The sequence below is a fragment of the Priestia sp. TRM10 genome (assembly GCF_057808375.1).
In genome coordinates, this window is sequence record NZ_JBJZOT010000015.1 from 981,627 (window position 1) to 997,973 (window position 16,347).

Here is a 16,347-nt window from a genome sequence, read left to right on the forward strand (position 1 = left end):
CCTCCTTGAGAATTACTTACTTTTCATTACCTCATGTTCTTCTAGAAACTTCGTATTAAATTCCCCTTCAATGAATTTCTCATGTTGAAATAAATTTAAATGAAACGGAATTGTTGTATCTACGCCTTCAATAACAAACTCGCTTAGAGCTCTTCTCATTCTTGCAACAGCTTCTTCGCGCGTTGGAGCATGAACAATTAATTTAGCAATCATTGAATCGTAGAAAGGCGGAATTTTATACCCTGAGTATACCGCAGAATCAACACGAACGCCAAAACCGCCTGGAGGAAGATACATATTGATTTCCCCTGGAGATGGCATGAAGTTTTTCGCTGGGTTTTCAGCATTGATACGGCATTCAATTGCCCATCCAGAAAATGTAACGTCTTCTTGCGTATACGAAAGCTTCTCATGGTTTGCCACTTTGATTTGCTCTTTAATTAAGTCAATACCTGTTACCATTTCTGTCACTGGATGTTCAACTTGGATACGCGTGTTCATTTCCATGAAATAGAACTTTCTTTCACGGTAGTCATAGATAAATTCCACTGTTCCAGCCCCTCTATATTGAACAGCTTGTGCTGCTTTAACAGCAGCTTCTCCCATTTTCGCACGCATTTCTCCATCAAGGGCTGGAGAAGGCGTTTCTTCAACTAATTTTTGAAGACGGCGCTGAATACTGCAATCACGTTCACCAAGGTGAATGGTATTACCAAATTCATCTGCCAACACTTGGATTTCAACGTGGCGGAAATCTTCGATATACTTTTCTAAATAAACCCCTGGGTTTCCAAATGCTGTTGCGGCTTCTTGCTGTGTAATTTCTACACCCTTTCTTAAAGAAGATTCGTCACGCGCAACACGGATTCCTTTTCCGCCTCCGCCTGCTGTTGCTTTAATAATTACAGGATACCCAATTTCCTCTGCAATTGTAACTGCATCTTCCACACTTTCAATAATTCCTTGAGATCCAGGTACAATCGGTACACCTGCTTCACGCATTGTTTCTCTTGCCACATCTTTTGTACCCATTTTTGAAATGGACTCTGATGTTGGTCCAACAAACGTTACGTTACACTCACGGCAAAGCTCAGCAAAATCAGCGTTCTCAGATAAAAATCCGTAACCAGGGTGAATCGCATCACATCCTGTAAGCATTGCAACACCCATGATATTTGTGAAATTTAAGTAGCTGTCTTTTGAAGCGGTAGGACCTACACAATATGCTTCATCAGCAAGACGAACGTGCAGTGACTCTTTATCTGCTTCTGAATAAATCGCAACAGACTCGACATTTAATTCTTTACATGCGCGGATAATTCTTACGGCGATTTCTCCGCGGTTCGCAATAAGCAATTTTTTTATCATAATTGATCTCCCTTTATTCTGGTTTAACTAAGAAAAGTGGTTGACCATATTCTACAAGCTGACCATTTTCAACAAGTATTTCAACGATTTCTCCTGTTACCTCAGCCTCAATTTCGTTGAATAGTTTCATCGCTTCCACAATACAAACTACGCTATCTTGTTTAACTTTGGTTCCCGTTTGAACATATGGACCTGCTTCTGGTGAAGAAGAATTATAAAAAGTTCCAACCATTGGTGATGTAATTTTATGAAGGTTACTCTCTTCTTTTTTCTCTTCTGTATGTACCGGTTGTTGTGGTTCATTTTGTTGCACAACAGGCTGCACTGATGGCTGAGCCGGTATTTGTTGAACAGGCTGTTCCTGAATAACTACTTTCTGTTGTGCTGCAAGAGCACCCTTCTTTTTCAACTTAATTTTTGATCCTTCATGCTCGTACATAAATTCTTCGATAGATGACTGATCAACAAGGCGAATAATTTCGCGAATCTCTTGAATTTTTAACATCTCTTTTACACTCCATTTCATCGACTAGTGAATACTTAACATCATACGCTAACTGCCCTTAAAATTTCAACAGCCGTATGCTTTGGACAACCGTCCTTTTCTATTTTAAGTAAACTTCTTTTTTTTGACAATGTACTAGTTATTACCTAGTGTTATCATTAACTATTATATTTCAGTCTTGCTTCGGATGCAAAATAAGTTCAAATAAAAAAAAAGGCGACAGAAGTCGCCTTTTTTTATTTCATTATTTAATAGGCTCAAATTCTACCGCTACTTTCTTAGCTCCAATTTCTTGCGTCACGATATTCATAATTTCATTTGCTTGTTTTTTGCTATCTTCTTTTGATTTTACAACGATACGTACACCATTTTCTTCAGCGCGTACAAGGGCATCATCATACCCTTTTTCTTTGATTAATGTTTCAATTGTTTGCTCTTTTTCATTAAGTTTTGAAAGTTCTTCTACTTTGTCCTTTGCTTCACTTTTCTCTTCTACTGAAGCCTCATTTGATGCGACAACGTCCTCAAGTTTCTCAATTTCTTTACTTCTCTCGTCTGTAATTTGCATGCGCATCGCCAAAAATTGGTCTTCATTTTCCACAGTTGAAACAACTGTTTCACCGTTTTTCTCTGTTGTTGAAGCTCCCTTTTGCTCTGTTTCTTTATCCGTTTGCTTTGCGCTTTCTTTTTCTTTACTTTCTTCTTTATCTGTAAAAGCGACGTTATCACTCTGTGGGCTTGGAGACGTAATATAATAAACAGATAAAACAACAACTAAGCTAAGCATTGTTAATAACCAAACGGTTTGTTTTTTCAGCAACATATAATTTAATCCCCCTTCGTCTTTTTAGGCGTGACTGCCACGCGATGACTTGGAACATCGAGCACTCTCGTAACTGCGTCCACAACCGACTTTTTCACTTTTATATTATCAGCTCCCTTCGCAACGACAAGAACGCCCCTAATATCAGGTTTTAATGTTTTTACAACAACGGGCTGTTCCTTATCACCGTTACGAACAATAACGAGCTGTTGATCCACTGAGTTATCTTCAATATTCCTTGTACCGCCTTCACGGTCATTTTCTTCTGTTGTTTGACTTTGGTTTACTGTGTTATGCTCATAAACTTTCTCTTCTGTAGCATCAACATTTACAAATACTTGCACATTATCAATGCCAATCATACTTTCTAGCACATCTGTAAGTTCTGCTTCGTATTTTTTTTCATAGTCTGAAATTGTTCTAGCCTGCTTTTCTTTTCCACTTCCAAACGTTTCTACTTCCTCTGTTTCTTGTTGGCTATCTCCTGAGCCTTTCGTTTCAACGGCGTCTGGTTTTGTTGTTGAGCTTTGAAAATTCCCATAGAGCATGACAAAAACCCCAGCGGCCAAAAGTAAAATCACATATGCAAGCTTGCGGTTTTTCTTAGGTGGATCTGAAGAAGATAGTCTCGCTAAGAAGTTCTTTTTCTTGTTGCTCTCCTTATCGCTCATCTGCTTCTCCTCCTCCCATTGTGACTATAATTTGTTTTTTATCCATATCCCATTTTTTAGAAAGAAAACTTTGTACTTTCTTTAGCTTCTCGTCGTTTTCTGTTTTCTCTTTTTTAATAGGTTCCGACGTATTAATGGAAACAACTTCAACTTCTGAGACTGATGCTGTATGCTTATTCTCCTTTGGCTGAACAGACAGAGAGATGGAACTAATATTTTCAAAACTTTTTTCACCTTTCTCGTCTTTCATATGAATTTCTACGCTTGAAACTTCTACTCCATATTCCTTCACCAACTCCTCTTTTACTCCCTCTTCTAGTTGGACAGCCATCTGTTCTAAAATATATGCATCTTGTGACGCTTGTATTTCTTTTTTCTTTAAATCTAGCAAATTTTTTGAAGAGTTTTCTTGAGAGATAGAAGAAGAGTTAATGGCGGTAAACAGTTTATCAACGTTCACTTTGAATATGCTGAAAACAGGTGTCAAAATAATAAGCATAAGAAGTAGACCAATAACCATCTTTGCGTACTTCTGCATAGATGAGCTTGGTAACAACAGATCAATAATGGTAGCAAGCAAGATAAACAGAATAATATTTGTAACCCATTCTGTTAACGCTCCCATCAACACCCTCCTTATCTGACCATCATCGTAATATTACTTGCAGTAATAACAAGCGTAATACATAAGAAAAACATTAAAGAAACAACAGCAAGAGCAGCAAAAATATAAATAACGCTTCTGCTAATGATGCTCAAACAGGAGATGATTGGTCCTCCTCCAACAGGCTGGATCAGAGCTGCAGCAAGCTTGTAAATAATCGCAATTGAAAGGAGTTTAAGAGCAGGAAAAGCTGTAATAAAAAGTAAAATCGCTACTCCAACAAGGCCCACCGTATTTTTCAATAGAAGAGAGGCACTTAATACTGTATCTGTTGCATCTGTAAACATCCGTCCTACAACAGGAACAAAGTTTCCTGTAATAAATTTTGCGGTTCTCACAGTGATCCCATCTGCTACAGCCGAGCTTGTCCCCTGAACAGAAATAACGCCTAAAAAAATAGTGAGAAACCCACCAAGAACTCCAATACTCACATTTCTCATAAGCTGAGCAAGCTGTGTCACTTTGTATTGTTCTGAAATTGTACTTACAATGCTTAACAGGGCAGAAAGAAATAAAAGCGGCATTACAACATACTGAATAAGCAATCCGCTTGTGTTCATAAGAAAAATAATAACTGGATGAAAAAAAGCGGCTGACATCACGCCTCCCGAAGAAGCCATAAGAGCTAGAAGAAGAGGAATAAGCGCGATAATAAAATGAATCATCGTCTGTATAGCTTCCGTTGCATATGAGATAGCAATGTGGAAGCTATTTAAAGCAATGACAATAAGCACAAGATAAACAAGTGCATAAGCTACTTTACTAACGGTTGTTTTCTCAAATGCATTCTGAAGATTCTGGAGGAATACGCAAAAGATTGTGAGCATAATGAGCGTACCGAGGAGTTTTCCATTTGCAATAATTTCATGAAGAAAGAACTTCATAAGCCCTTTCAACCACTCCTCTAACGAAAGTTCTTTGTCTCCTTTCAAAAACTCGACAAGACTTCCTTTCTGACTTTCCGGCAAAAAACCACCATACTCTGTCATGATATTATTCCAAAACCCTTTTATCTCATCAATGCCAAGCTGATCCACTTGTTCATCTACCATTTCATCAGCATTTGGAAAAGCTTGTACACTGTCAGGTAGAAAAAAAAGAAAAAGCAGCAACACTAAACAAAATAAGCTTTTTTTCTTTTTCATGTGCGCACCTCAATCCTCATTCATTAGGTTGTTGGCAACATTGAAATAATGGTTTCAATCACTACTGTTAAAATTGGTATTGCCATTGATAAAATGAGGATTTTCCCTCCTAACTCGATTTTTGAAGCAATGGAACCTTGTCCAGCATCTTTCGTAATTTGAGCGCCGAATTCAGCAATATAAGCAATCCCAATAATCTTTAAAATAGTTTCTACATATATAACATTGACCCCGGCTTGACGCGAAAGGACTTCAACCATTCCAATAATTTCGCTGATTTTATCAACGAGAAACAAGAAAATAACGCAGCCAACAAATACAACAAGAAGAAAAGCGATGGAGGATTTTTGTTCTTTTAAAATAATCGTTAAAAACGTGGCAATTAAACCAAGGCCAACAATTTGGATCATTTCAATCTCCCATCACCTCCTTTAGCCTTGAAAAAGGAATACAGATTTAATTTTTTGAAACAAGTCTTGTACAATTGACGCGACCATAAACAAAATATAAATAAAACCAATGAGCGTAACCCAGTTTGCAAAATCTTTTTTGCCCATTTGTTCTAGAACGGTTACTAAAAAAGCAACGATAATGCCTACTCCGGCAATTTGAAAAATGGTATTGATGTCTACCCCCATTTTGTTTCATCCTCCTACAGCTACAGTAATAAAATGACTAACAATAACCCTGTTAGGAACCCTAGGCTTTTCACCATCTTCTCGTAGCGCGTTTGCCTGTCAACAGCGTCTGCTTCCTCCCGCTCTAAATGGTTAAGCGTTAACACAATATGCTTTTGCTGTGAATACCGATCATGCTGTCCAAGCGTCTGTCCAAATTGTTTTAAAGCTTCTTTCTCCCCCTGCTTTAAAGCAGTTAGACGCCAATTTTCTTCTATACTAAGCAGCCAAGCCTCTCCAGCACTTTTTTGACCTTTTTCTAAATATGTTGCAAAAGAATCAAAAAAGGAAGCGATTGGTTTTGGTACTTGTTCTGTTAATAAACGGGCAATCTGTGGTAGAGGACGATGACTATACATAATTTCTGCCTCAAGTGATCTTAGAGCACTTTTAAGCTGGCGAAGCTGTTTTGGTCTTGCATTGAGCTGTTTTGCAAGATCAAATCCAAACCATGTTGTCGCAACTAAAATAAACAAAGCCCCAAAAAGTTTCATTTTCTTACACCTTCTATTCCATCTTTCTTTCGTTTTACTTCCTGCTGAAAAACCCCTTCCACAGTGCCAGGTCCATTTCGATTTGAAAGAAGTACAAAACGGTCGATAATGCAAGCGTCTATTAGCGCTTTTAATGAAGGCCTTGTTGCCATATCTTTAACAGAGCTTCCATGAGCAGTTAAAATTAAGCTAACTCCTGCATGAACAGCTTCCAAAATAGCTTCTGTATCTTCTACTCGTCCAACTTCATCTACAATAAGAACGTTCGGACTCATTGAACGAATCAACATCATCATTCCTTCTGCTTTTGGACAGGCATCAAGCACATCAACCCGAGGGCCAAACGTATGCTGTGGCACTCCGTCAAGACAGCCTGCAATTTCCGATCGTTCATCTACAATCCCCACTTTTTGCGAAGGAATTCTTTTTCTTTCTACTCCTGTGCTAACAAGGCGGGCAAGATCTCTTAGCATGGTTGTTTTCCCAGATTGAGGAGCTCCAATAATGACTGTGTTTAACCATTTACGATCGTAAAGACTGTCGATTAGATTTTCTCCAATTCCAATTTTCTCACGTGCAATTCGAATATTTAATGACGTAATATCACGAATTGCTTTTACTTTGCCATTCTCAGTAATGACTCGCCCCGCTAGTCCGACACGGTGTCCACCTTTTATTGTGATATAGCCCTTTTGTAACTCTTCTTCAAGCATGTACATCGATGATTGACTAAGTTGACTAAGCATATATACGAAATCCTCTTTTACAGGTAATACGGAATAAAAAATAGGCTCGTCTTTTTTGATTAATTCAATAGGACGGTTAATCCTTAGCCGAATTTCTTGCACATCTTCATCTATATAGCGCCTGAGGAGCTCTACGACATGTTGAGGAAGTACGCTTAAAACTGATTCCATCCTTAATCCCCTCGCCTACTTAGTTATTTTCAATGTATGCAAGCTTGGCTATTTTAATGCCAGAACGCTATTTGTAAATGCCAATAAAAATAAATGCTACTCCAAGACCAATAAACACAAACTTTCCATATGAAAGCTGATCTGCGATGGAAAATAGACCAATTGAAATAGAGGCCAACATAACGAGCGGCCCAATTAAAGCTAACAAGCTGTTGATAAAAAGAGCTTTCTTGACATCGTTCCCAAAAAGAATAAGCACTGCTGCTGTTAGCTCAATAAATCCTGAGATAAAGCGCAAACACGCCATCGTAATAATTGTTGTATCAAACATATTCCAAAAAGGCCTCATCTGTTCACTTCTCCTCGCCTAAGAGCAAAATATTAGTACAACCTATGCTTTTTTTTGACTTTTATGCAAAAAAAAAGCAAGAGCCTATTAGGCTCTTGCTTTTTAATTTCAATTAAGCACGTGATACATAGCTTCCATCGCTTGTATTAACAACAAGAACGTCTCCTTGGTTTACGAAGAATGGAACTTGAACAACTAAACCTGTTTCAACTGTTGCAGGTTTTGTTCCACCTGAAGCCGTATCTCCTTTAATACCTGGTTCTGTTTCTGTTACTGTTAGCTCAACACTGTTTGGAAGCTCAACACCTAATGTTTCGCTTTCATACATCATAATGCTTACTTCCATGTTTTCTTTTAAGAACTTAAGCTCATATTCAATTTGAACTTCCGGAAGTTCAATTTGATCATATGTGTTTGTATCCATGAATACGTGTTGATCACCATTTGCATATAGATACTGCATTTTGCGATTATCGATTCGTGCTTTGTTTACTTTTTCACCTGCACGGAATGTTTTCTCTTGGACAGCTCCTGTACGAAGGTTACGAAGTTTAGAGCGAACAAATGCAGCTCCTTTTCCTGGCTTAACGTGCTGGAACTCCATTACTTGCCAAATTCCTCCGTCTACTTCGATTGTTAACCCTGTACGAAAATCATTTACTGAAACCATCTAATAGTCCTCCTAGTTTACCTTTATAAAATAATAAGTTCTTTTGGGGCATATGTTAAATTTTCATTGCCTTCATCTGTTATGAGCAAATCATCTTCAATTCGAACGCCGCCTACATTTGGTATGTAAATACCAGGCTCAACGGTTACAACCATACCAGGCTCTAGTACAGTATCAGAACGAATTGAAAGAGCGGGACCTTCATGAACTTCAAGACCAATTCCATGGCCTGTGGAGTGCCCAAAGTATTCCCCATATCCATGTTCTGTAATATAGTCACGCGATAAGGCATCAGCTTGAACTCCTGTAATACCTTTTTTAATACCGTCAACGCCACGCAACTGCGCCTTTAGAACGATGTCATAAATGTTCTTCAATTCATCACTAACGTCGCCAACAGCAACCGTTCTTGTAATATCTGAACAATACCCTTTATAGTACGCACCAAAATCAAGCGTTACAAGCTCGCCTTCCTCAATCACTTTTTCGCTAGCAGCTCCATGTGGTAAAGCGCTTCTATATCCTGAAGCAACAATTGTATCAAATGAAGAAGACGCTGCGCCATGTTTTCTCATATAAAATTCAAGCTCATTTGAAACCTCAAGCTCCGTTACACCGGGTTTGATGTACGATAAAATATGATTAAAAGCTTCGTCTGTTAACTTGGCAGCTTCCTTTAATATCTTAATCTCTTCACTAGTCTTAATCAAGCGTAAGTTTTCTACAAGACCTGAGACAGGAACAAGTTGGGCCGAGATTTCCTTTTGGTATGTGGAAAAGTCAGCGTACGTAATTGCATGTTCTTCAAATCCTAGCGCTTTGATTCCTAACTGTTCAACAACAGAAGCAATTTCTTTTGCAATTGGTCCAGTATGTTTGACAATTTCAAATCCTTCTGTTTGCTTTGTTGCTTGTTCTATGTAGCGAAAGTCTGTAATAAAGACGGCTTTTTCTTTTGAAATGACAACAACTCCAGCACTTCCTGTAAAGTTTGTCATGTAACGACGATTGTATTTACTTGTGATAAGAAGACCGTCAATTCCTCTTTGTTCAAAGCTTCCACGAAGTTTTACTAGTTTTTCTGACATGCTATTCCTTCCCTTCCGCGATATTCTTTAAAGCATTAATTCCCATTTCATATCCAAACAATCCAAACCCAACGATCTGGCCTGCACTTACTGGTGCAATAACAGAGGTATGGCGGAATTCTTCTCTTGCATGAACATTTGAAATATGAACTTCTACAACAGGAATGTTAAGGCTTGCAATACAATCGCGAATCGCATAGCTATAATGAGTGAAAGCACCCGGGTTTAGGAGTACTCCATCACATGTTTCATTTGCTTTGTACATAGCATCAATAATTACACCTTCATGGTTGGATTGAAGAAAATCCAGAGAAAGGTCGAGAGCTTCCCCTTTTGTTTTTAAGCTGTTTTCTAAATCTACAAGCGTTGTACTTCCGTAAATTTCAGGCTCGCGCTTCCCTAAATAGTTTAAATTTGGTCCATTTATAACTAAGAATTGTTTCATAGCACTCTCCCTTTGCTTCAAAAAATTCCGTTCTTTCTTTATCTTATCATAAAGAGGGCGCTATAGCTTATGAGGAAGCACTAATTCGTCGCAATTCAGATTCTTCGTACGAAATAGAATACCCAATAAAAATTCCATAGAGCAAGTAAAAACAAAAAGATGTAATGATGGTATCTTTACTAAGGTCTGTAATCTCTTTTAAATTTGGAAAAATCGGATTTAACAGAAAGAAAACAAAGCCCCAAAGTATAACGCCATATGCCGCCCCAACCCACATGCTTTCAAATTTTCGTAGTAGTGCATAGTAAATAAGTGCAACAGGAATAGAAATAATGGCAAGGAGAATAATTCCAATAATATGTCCTATGATATGATGTTTCCATTCTCCAAATGTCCAAGGCTCCAAAATAAGATTTGCTCGAATTTCACTCAAATTTAACACATATGCAATGTAGCTTAAAATACCAAACAAAACTCCTGCCGAAATACCAATCACAATCGCTTTATTCATAAAAGAAGGAAGCTTTTCTTTTTTCTCTTGGTTTTTTTCCATCTTTTCTCACCTCACTAATTTTAGTATAATCTTTTTACCTAGATTCTATTTGCCTTTATATTGTTTGTTAGTTTTAGTCTAATTATCATAAAATTTGTCTAAACTAGAGAATATACAACAACCTAGAGGTTTCTTGCCTTTTCTTGTAGAATATAAATGACACAAAGAAAAAAGAAATTTGAATGAACTGTTCTTTACTGAAATAATTTAGTTAATACACAATTCATTAGTTAGGTTGGTGTTTGTACATCATGGCTCAAAATTCAAAACCCGTTTACGGTGGGCAGGCTGTTGTGGAAGGTGTTATGTTTGGTGGTAAAACCTCGTGCGTTACGGCTATCCGCCGAAAAGATCAAAGCATCGATTTCTTTGAAGCTCCCCGTAAATCATCACCATTTCTGAAAAAAATTAAAAAGGTTCCTTTTCTTCGCGGTATTGCGGCTATTGTTGAAGCTACAGCAAACGGTTCTAAACATCTCAATTTTTCATCAGATCGCTTTGACCTTGATCCTAGTGAAGATGAAAAACTGAAAGAGAAAAAAGAATCAAAGCTAACTATGATTCTTGGCGTGGCTGTTATAGGCGTTCTCTCTTTTATTATTGGTAAAGTGTTAATGACACTTGTTCCCGTATTTTTAGCAGAACTAACAAGGCCCATTTTTTCTTCAGATGTGGCACAGATAGTTGTTGAATCTTTCTTCAAATTTTTATTGATTATCTGCTATATTTTCTTAATCTCGCAAACGCCGCTCATAAAACGAGTATTTCAGTACCATGGGGCGGAACATAAGGTTATTAATGCGTACGAAAAGGGAATAGAGTTAACAATAGAAGGTGTACAGTCCCAGTCCCGTCTTCATTACAGGTGCGGAAGTAGTTTTATTCTATTTACTGTTATTGTTGGTATGTTCGTATATTTACTAGTTCCAACTGATCCACTTTGGGTAAGGATTGTAAATCGCCTCGCTCTTATCCCCGTTGTTCTTGGTCTTTCTTTTGAAGTATTGCAATTAACAAACAAACTAAGTTCTTTCCCTGTTCTAAAATATTTAGGTTACCCAGGGTTATGGCTTCAGCTCTTAACAACGAAAGAACCGAAAGACGATCAAGTAGAAGTTGCGATTGCTTCTTTCTCACGCCTACTTGTTCTTGAAGAAAAAAAAGCCGGAACAACCCAAAATAAAGTTGTGTAAAACTTTTTTACAATAAATAGTGTACATCTTTGGTGGAGGTGAAGATAATGAGACGTTCTTTTGTTACGTATGTTGTGTACGCCGTCATTACACTTGGGGTAGTTGGTTTTCTGTATACAATTTTGTTTGAACCAGGGAGTCTCTTACGCTCTATCGGAACAATCTTTTTCTTCTTGATTATTTTTTATCTCGTATATCGCTTTGTTTTAGGCCGTCGTCAGCCCTCCAGTTCTCCGTATGATCGAAAATACGCTCAAGCCGTAAAGCAGTCAAAATCTCGTTTGAGAGCGCGAGAAAAAGCTAAAGTTAAGCCAAAAAAGCGTATGATTAAAAATCCAAAAATCACGCCTATTCAAGGTAAAGCCAAAAATCTTGGTCAGTCTTTTACGAAAGAACGAAAACGTAGCTCAAGTCACTTAACGGTCATTGAAGGTAAAAAAGGTAAAAAGAAAAACAGAGCTCTTTTCTAATAAAAAAACCAGGTGACAGCTGTCACCTGGTTTTTTAATATGTCCACGTCTTCAAAAAGGCATTTGCCCGCTCTCTGCCTAAAGAAATCAGTTCTTCTTTCTTTTCTTCTGTTAACCCAAATTCCGTTGTAAGCGTGGAATCAACCGGCAGAAAAATAATATCTCGTTCATGCTTTTTAGAAATATGTCTAGCATCATGTGCATTTTTCATCGTATCAAAAAGAGCACCAAATAAGTCAATTGCATTATGGATTTCAGCTGACTGCACACTATCTTCAGGAGAGCTAAACTTCACTCCTAGAACAGGACGTACTTTTGGTTGATCTCGCTTTTGAAACAGCCACATTGGAAAATTACTTAGTACTCCACCGTCTACCATTATTTTGACTCCTGAGTTTGCTTTTAGCTTTACAGGTTCAAAAAAGTAAGGTAAGCTACAGCTCATTCTCACAGCTTTAGCTACAGAAAATGTCTCAGGGTTAATTCCATAGCTTGGCAAGTCATCTGGAATTACAACAATCTTTCCATCCGTAATATCTGAAGCAATAATACGTAAAGCATGTTTTGGCACATCTCCAAATGAATATATTCCTCTTGCTTTTAACTTTTCCTCTATCCAAAGTTCAAGGCGGTCTCCTTTATATAAACCAAGGCGCCAATATAAAAGAAGCCATTTCCCCCACTTTGCAGGCAAAAGAGAGGCTCTGCTGTCTAACAAATCACTGAGCTCTATTTCTTCTAACATTTTTTGTATATCTCTACTTGTATAGCCTGCAACAATAAAAGCACAAATAATTGCTCCTGCGCTCGTTCCTGCCAACCTGCGATAAATAAGTCCTTTGTTTTCCACTGCTTGAAGAGCTCCCACAAGTGCAAACCCTTTAATACCGCCTCCTGCAAAAACGCCGTCTATGTACAAGGTTTCACCCCTTCAAAATCCGCCTTTTTACATTTTTAATCTCACCTTTCTTTCTTTATGCACGTCTTTATAAAAACAATAAAAAAACGTTAAGCACTAAGTGCTTAACGTTTCTATATTTATTGTTCACTTTTACGCTGTGTTGCACGAAGAGCTTCAACACGCGCTTCATTTTCTTCAAAATATTGAACGAGATCACCAATACGATCAATTGAATTCCAGCTTAAATGATGCTCAATTCCTTCAACATCCTCATAAATATTCTCTTCATCAACACCAATGATTCGAAGTAATTGCTCAAGCAATTCATGGCGATATACGAGACGCTTCCCAATTTTTTGGCCTTTTGCTGTTAAAATTAAGCCGCGATATTTCTCATAAATTAAATATTCGTCTTTATCAAGCTTTTGAACCATTTTTGTTACTGAGGAGGGATGAACAGCCAAGGCTTCTGCAATATCCGATACTCGGGCATACCCTTTGTCTTCAATTAGCATATAAATTTGTTCAATATAATCTTCCATACTTGGCGTTGGCATAACTTCTCCTCCATTATTTCCATTTGTTTTATGTAAAACTGCATTTAAATTTTACTATACAATAACCTTAAAAACAAGCAACGACAATAGCAAATCAACCGAGGAGGGAGCCCCGGTTGATTTACGTTGTTTTCTTTATAGGCCACATTTTAACTGAGCGTTACAATTTGTGCATGTATTACAACCGCCAAGTTCCTCAACGATTCCCTCACGACAAACTGGGCACGTATCTCCAACTTCAGAGCCATACGTTACTTCCTCAGCTTCCTTTGTTTTTTGTACAGAAACTTTTGTCTCAGTTTCTTCTTCAAACGAGTTATCTTCTGCTTTTAAAGAAAGAACTTGAGCGTCGCGACTTCCGTCTACATATACTGTACCGCCCTTTGCTCCACCTTTATATAAACGCTCGTATACTTTTTGAACTTGTTCAACTGTATAACCGCGTGGTGCATTAACCGTTTTACTTATTGAACTGTCAACCCAACGCTGAATGACACACTGTACGTCAGCATGTGCTTCAGGTGAGAGACTCATTGCAGATACAAACCAGTGTGGCAATTTATTTTCGTCAGCTTCAGGATGTGCATCAAGATACTCCTGAACAATATCTGCTTTTACTTCAATAAACTTGCCAAGGCGTCCACTTCTAAAGTAAGAGAAAGAGAAATATGGCTCAAGACCTGTTGATACACCGACCATTGTTCCTGTGCTTCCTGTTGGAGCAACAGTTAAAAGATGCGAGTTGCGGATTCCATGCTCTTTTACGCTATCTAAAATATCAGCAGGCATCTTACTCATATAACCTGTTCTTGTAAAGTTTTCTCTGAGTTCTTGCGTTTCTTCCTCATTTTCCCCAACAAGGAATGGAAAGCTTCCTTTTTCTTTGGCAAGCTCTACAGAAGCACGGTAAGCTGTTGTTGCAATTGTTTCAAAAACACGATCAACAAGCTCATTTCCTTCTTTTGAACCGTACTCTGTTTCACAATAAATAAGTAAATCATGAAGTCCCATTACGCCAAGACCAACACGTCGTTCCCCGAGGGCTTGCTTACGATTTGGCTCAAGGAAGTAAGGAGTAGCGTCGATTACATTATCTTGCATGCGCACGCCTACTTCTACAGTTCTTTTTAACTTCTCAAAATCTACTGTTTTATTCTTTTTATCCGCCATTTGTGCTAAGTTCACAGCAGCTAAATTACAAACACTATATGGTGCAAGAGGCTGCTCACCGCAAGGGTTTGTAGCTACAACTTGTTGACCATATGCACTTGCATTTGTCATATCATTAGCATTATCGATGAAGAAAACACCAGGTTCTGCTGAATATGTTGCACAAATGTTAATTAAATTCCAAAGCTCTTTTGCTTTGATTTTACGATATGTGCGTACACTATATCCTTGTTCTTTCCATTTACGTACGTCTCCAACTTCATGCCAGTTTTCATTGTAGGCATTCATTTCTTCTTCTGAATAAGCCTCAACGTCTGGGAAACGAAGTTCATACTCTGTATCGTTTTCAACAGCTTCCATGAATTCTTTTGTTAAACAAACAGAAATGTTTGCTCCTGTTAGAAACTCAGCATTATGAACGCTGTATGTTCCACCTGCAGCTAATTTCTCTTTTGCATCTTCAATCACTTTTGCAGGAAATCCACCTTGTCCAGGAATATTTTCATAATTTAAGATGCCTTGATACATGTCACGCTCATTTGCTGTAAATGGTGTAAACTTCAGCTTGTCCTCCGCCGCTTTTTTAATTCCTTCATCTTTTGTTGTTTGAATTAAGAAGCGTAAAATACGTGGATTTTGCATTTTAGAAATAATGAATTCCACAATATCTGGGTGCCAGTCAGCAAGCATAATCATTTGCGCTCCACGACGAGATCCACCTTGTTCAACAAGATGTGTTAGCTTTGCAATATCATCTAACCATGATACAGATCCGCTTGATTTTCCGTTGACGCCTCTAGCAAGTGTGTTGCGTGGACGAAGAGTAGAGCCATTTGTTCCAACTCCTCCACCTCTGCTCATAATTTCCATCACTTGCTTGCGATGTTCTGAAATACCTTCGCGTGAATCTTTTACATATGGCATAACATAGCAATTGAAGTATGTAACATCTGTGTTAGCCCCTGCTCCATACAATACGCGTCCTGCCGGTACAAAATTTGTGCTTTTTAATTCTTCATAAAAAGCTTGAAACCATTTTTGGCGCTTCTCTTCTGTTTTCTCTGATGAAGAAAGACCAACTGCATTTCGTTTAGCAATTTGCTCATAAAAAATTTCAAGCGGCTTTTCCATTACGTCTAGTGAACGTTCAACAATTCCAGTTTGAACTTCAAGCTCGTCCGTTAAAGAACCGCGAAATTCTTCTTCAATCCATACTTTTGCTGTTTTTTTCTCCCAGTTAATAGAACGAATAAATCCTAGACCGCGCGCAGGGAATTTAGGATCGTCTTTGACTGTTAATACAACGAAGTCTCCCTCTGTTAACGTCACCTTTTTCGTATCTTTGAACGAATATCTGTCAAGCATTACAAGTCTTGACACGCCTTTATGAGTCATATTCATATCTGCTGTAATTTCATGCACTTGAGGAAATAAACCAATATCCTTATTTAATTTCTCAATGTTCACTTTTGGTTCCTCGTTTAGAACAACAGTCATACACACATCTCCCTCTTACTTTTACTATATTATTAAAGCTAACATAAAAGGACCGACTAATCAATATATAGTATTCATCAATAAACGACATACTATATATTGATTTTTTGTCAAGTCCTTTTCGGAATTTGCTTATTTTTTTAAAACACAACTTTTTTATTGTACACTTTTTTGAAGCAAAATGGGAGAG

Annotated in this window: 20 protein-coding genes; 2 read left to right on the forward strand and 18 right to left on the reverse strand. The window is 37.9% G+C overall.

The genetic code is table 11. The annotated features are described in order from the left end of the window. Positions 1-12: 12 nt before the first annotated feature. The 15 genes from accC to ACK3CR_RS21860 form a co-directional block, all read right to left on the reverse strand. Entirely contained in the window at positions 13-1,368 is a 1,356-nt protein-coding gene (accC, locus tag ACK3CR_RS21790; protein WP_243517754.1) for an acetyl-CoA carboxylase biotin carboxylase subunit, read from the reverse strand. Positions 1,369-1,381: 13 nt separating this feature from the next. Next, entirely contained in the window at positions 1,382-1,873 is a 492-nt protein-coding gene (accB, locus tag ACK3CR_RS21795; protein WP_019391538.1) for an acetyl-CoA carboxylase biotin carboxyl carrier protein, read from the reverse strand. Positions 1,874-2,117: 244 nt separating this feature from the next. Then, positions 2,118-2,696, reverse strand: coding sequence for a SpoIIIAH-like family protein (locus tag ACK3CR_RS21800; protein WP_276517227.1), 579 nt, complete (start codon positions 2,694-2,696; stop codon positions 2,118-2,120). Positions 2,697-2,701: 5 nt separating this feature from the next. Further along, positions 2,702-3,367: a stage III sporulation protein AG gene (gene spoIIIAG / locus ACK3CR_RS21805; RefSeq protein WP_410914303.1), complete on the reverse strand. Its 666-nt coding sequence runs from the start codon at positions 3,365-3,367 to the stop codon at positions 2,702-2,704. Then, positions 3,357-3,992: a stage III sporulation protein AF gene (gene spoIIIAF, locus ACK3CR_RS21810; RefSeq protein ID WP_488976106.1), complete on the reverse strand. Its 636-nt coding sequence runs from the start codon at positions 3,990-3,992 to the stop codon at positions 3,357-3,359. Before spoIIIAF ends, spoIIIAG begins: the two co-directional genes overlap by 11 nt. A gap of 11 nt (positions 3,993-4,003) precedes the next feature. Then, positions 4,004-5,176: a stage III sporulation protein AE gene (gene spoIIIAE, locus ACK3CR_RS21815; protein WP_243517748.1), complete on the reverse strand. Its 1,173-nt coding sequence runs from the start codon at positions 5,174-5,176 to the stop codon at positions 4,004-4,006. A gap of 23 nt (positions 5,177-5,199) precedes the next feature. Then, entirely contained in the window at positions 5,200-5,586 is a 387-nt protein-coding gene (gene spoIIIAD / locus ACK3CR_RS21820) for a stage III sporulation protein AD (RefSeq protein WP_019391533.1), read from the reverse strand. Between the two features lie 21 nt (positions 5,587-5,607). Then, positions 5,608-5,814, reverse strand: coding sequence for a stage III sporulation protein AC (gene spoIIIAC, locus ACK3CR_RS21825; protein ID WP_019391532.1), 207 nt, complete (start codon positions 5,812-5,814; stop codon positions 5,608-5,610). 20 nt (positions 5,815-5,834) lie between these two features. Then, the gene (gene spoIIIAB / locus ACK3CR_RS21830) at positions 5,835-6,347 is read right to left on the reverse strand and encodes a stage III sporulation protein SpoIIIAB (RefSeq protein ID WP_243517746.1); all 513 of its coding nucleotides are present in this window, start codon (positions 6,345-6,347) and stop codon (positions 5,835-5,837) included. Next, positions 6,344-7,264 (reverse strand): stage III sporulation protein AA, encoded by a 921-nt coding sequence (spoIIIAA, locus tag ACK3CR_RS21835; RefSeq protein WP_243517744.1) that lies wholly within the window; start codon positions 7,262-7,264, stop codon positions 6,344-6,346. The genes spoIIIAB and spoIIIAA overlap by 4 nt, the downstream gene beginning before the upstream one ends. 67 nt (positions 7,265-7,331) lie before the next feature. After that, complete coding sequence (locus ACK3CR_RS21840; RefSeq protein ID WP_061801950.1) at positions 7,332-7,613, reverse strand: YqhV family protein; 282 nt, start codon at positions 7,611-7,613, stop codon at positions 7,332-7,334. A 112-nt stretch (positions 7,614-7,725) separates the two neighbouring features. Continuing rightward, on the reverse strand, positions 7,726-8,283 hold the full coding sequence (efp, locus tag ACK3CR_RS21845; RefSeq protein ID WP_019391528.1) for an elongation factor P: 558 nt from the start codon (positions 8,281-8,283) through the stop codon (positions 7,726-7,728). A 23-nt stretch (positions 8,284-8,306) separates the two neighbouring features. Then, positions 8,307-9,371 carry a M24 family metallopeptidase gene (locus ACK3CR_RS21850; protein ID WP_488976107.1) on the reverse strand — a complete coding sequence of 355 codons (1,065 nt, stop codon included), beginning with the start codon at positions 9,369-9,371 and terminating at the stop codon, positions 8,307-8,309. Position 9,372: 1 nt separating this feature from the next. Then, positions 9,373-9,816, reverse strand: a complete 444-nt coding sequence (gene aroQ, locus ACK3CR_RS21855; RefSeq protein ID WP_040056774.1) for a type II 3-dehydroquinate dehydratase — start codon at positions 9,814-9,816, stop codon at positions 9,373-9,375. Positions 9,817-9,883: 67 nt separating this feature from the next. Next, on the reverse strand, positions 9,884-10,369 hold the full coding sequence (locus tag ACK3CR_RS21860; RefSeq protein WP_243517740.1) for a YqhR family membrane protein: 486 nt from the start codon (positions 10,367-10,369) through the stop codon (positions 9,884-9,886). 251 nt (positions 10,370-10,620) lie between these two features. Here ACK3CR_RS21860 and ACK3CR_RS21865 point away from each other — a divergent pair, with 251 nt between their 5' ends. Continuing rightward, positions 10,621-11,562 (forward strand): DUF1385 domain-containing protein, encoded by a 942-nt coding sequence (locus ACK3CR_RS21865; RefSeq protein WP_061801955.1) that lies wholly within the window; start codon positions 10,621-10,623, stop codon positions 11,560-11,562. 47 nt (positions 11,563-11,609) lie between these two features. Continuing rightward, positions 11,610-12,032 carry an SA1362 family protein gene (locus tag ACK3CR_RS21870; RefSeq protein ID WP_243517736.1) on the forward strand — a complete coding sequence of 141 codons (423 nt, stop codon included), beginning with the start codon at positions 11,610-11,612 and terminating at the stop codon, positions 12,030-12,032. A gap of 34 nt (positions 12,033-12,066) precedes the next feature. Here the strand turns inward: ACK3CR_RS21870 and ACK3CR_RS21875 are convergent, their stop codons facing one another. From ACK3CR_RS21875 to ACK3CR_RS21885, 3 genes are all read right to left on the reverse strand, one after another. Continuing rightward, positions 12,067-12,951: a patatin-like phospholipase family protein gene (locus ACK3CR_RS21875; protein ID WP_328122386.1), complete on the reverse strand. Its 885-nt coding sequence runs from the start codon at positions 12,949-12,951 to the stop codon at positions 12,067-12,069. A gap of 119 nt (positions 12,952-13,070) precedes the next feature. Continuing rightward, the gene (gene mntR / locus ACK3CR_RS21880) at positions 13,071-13,490 is read right to left on the reverse strand and encodes a transcriptional regulator MntR (RefSeq protein ID WP_019391521.1); all 420 of its coding nucleotides are present in this window, start codon (positions 13,488-13,490) and stop codon (positions 13,071-13,073) included. Positions 13,491-13,625: 135 nt separating this feature from the next. Beyond that, on the reverse strand, positions 13,626-16,157 hold the full coding sequence (locus ACK3CR_RS21885; RefSeq protein ID WP_328122388.1) for a vitamin B12-dependent ribonucleotide reductase: 2,532 nt from the start codon (positions 16,155-16,157) through the stop codon (positions 13,626-13,628). Positions 16,158-16,347: the final 190 nt, after the last annotated feature.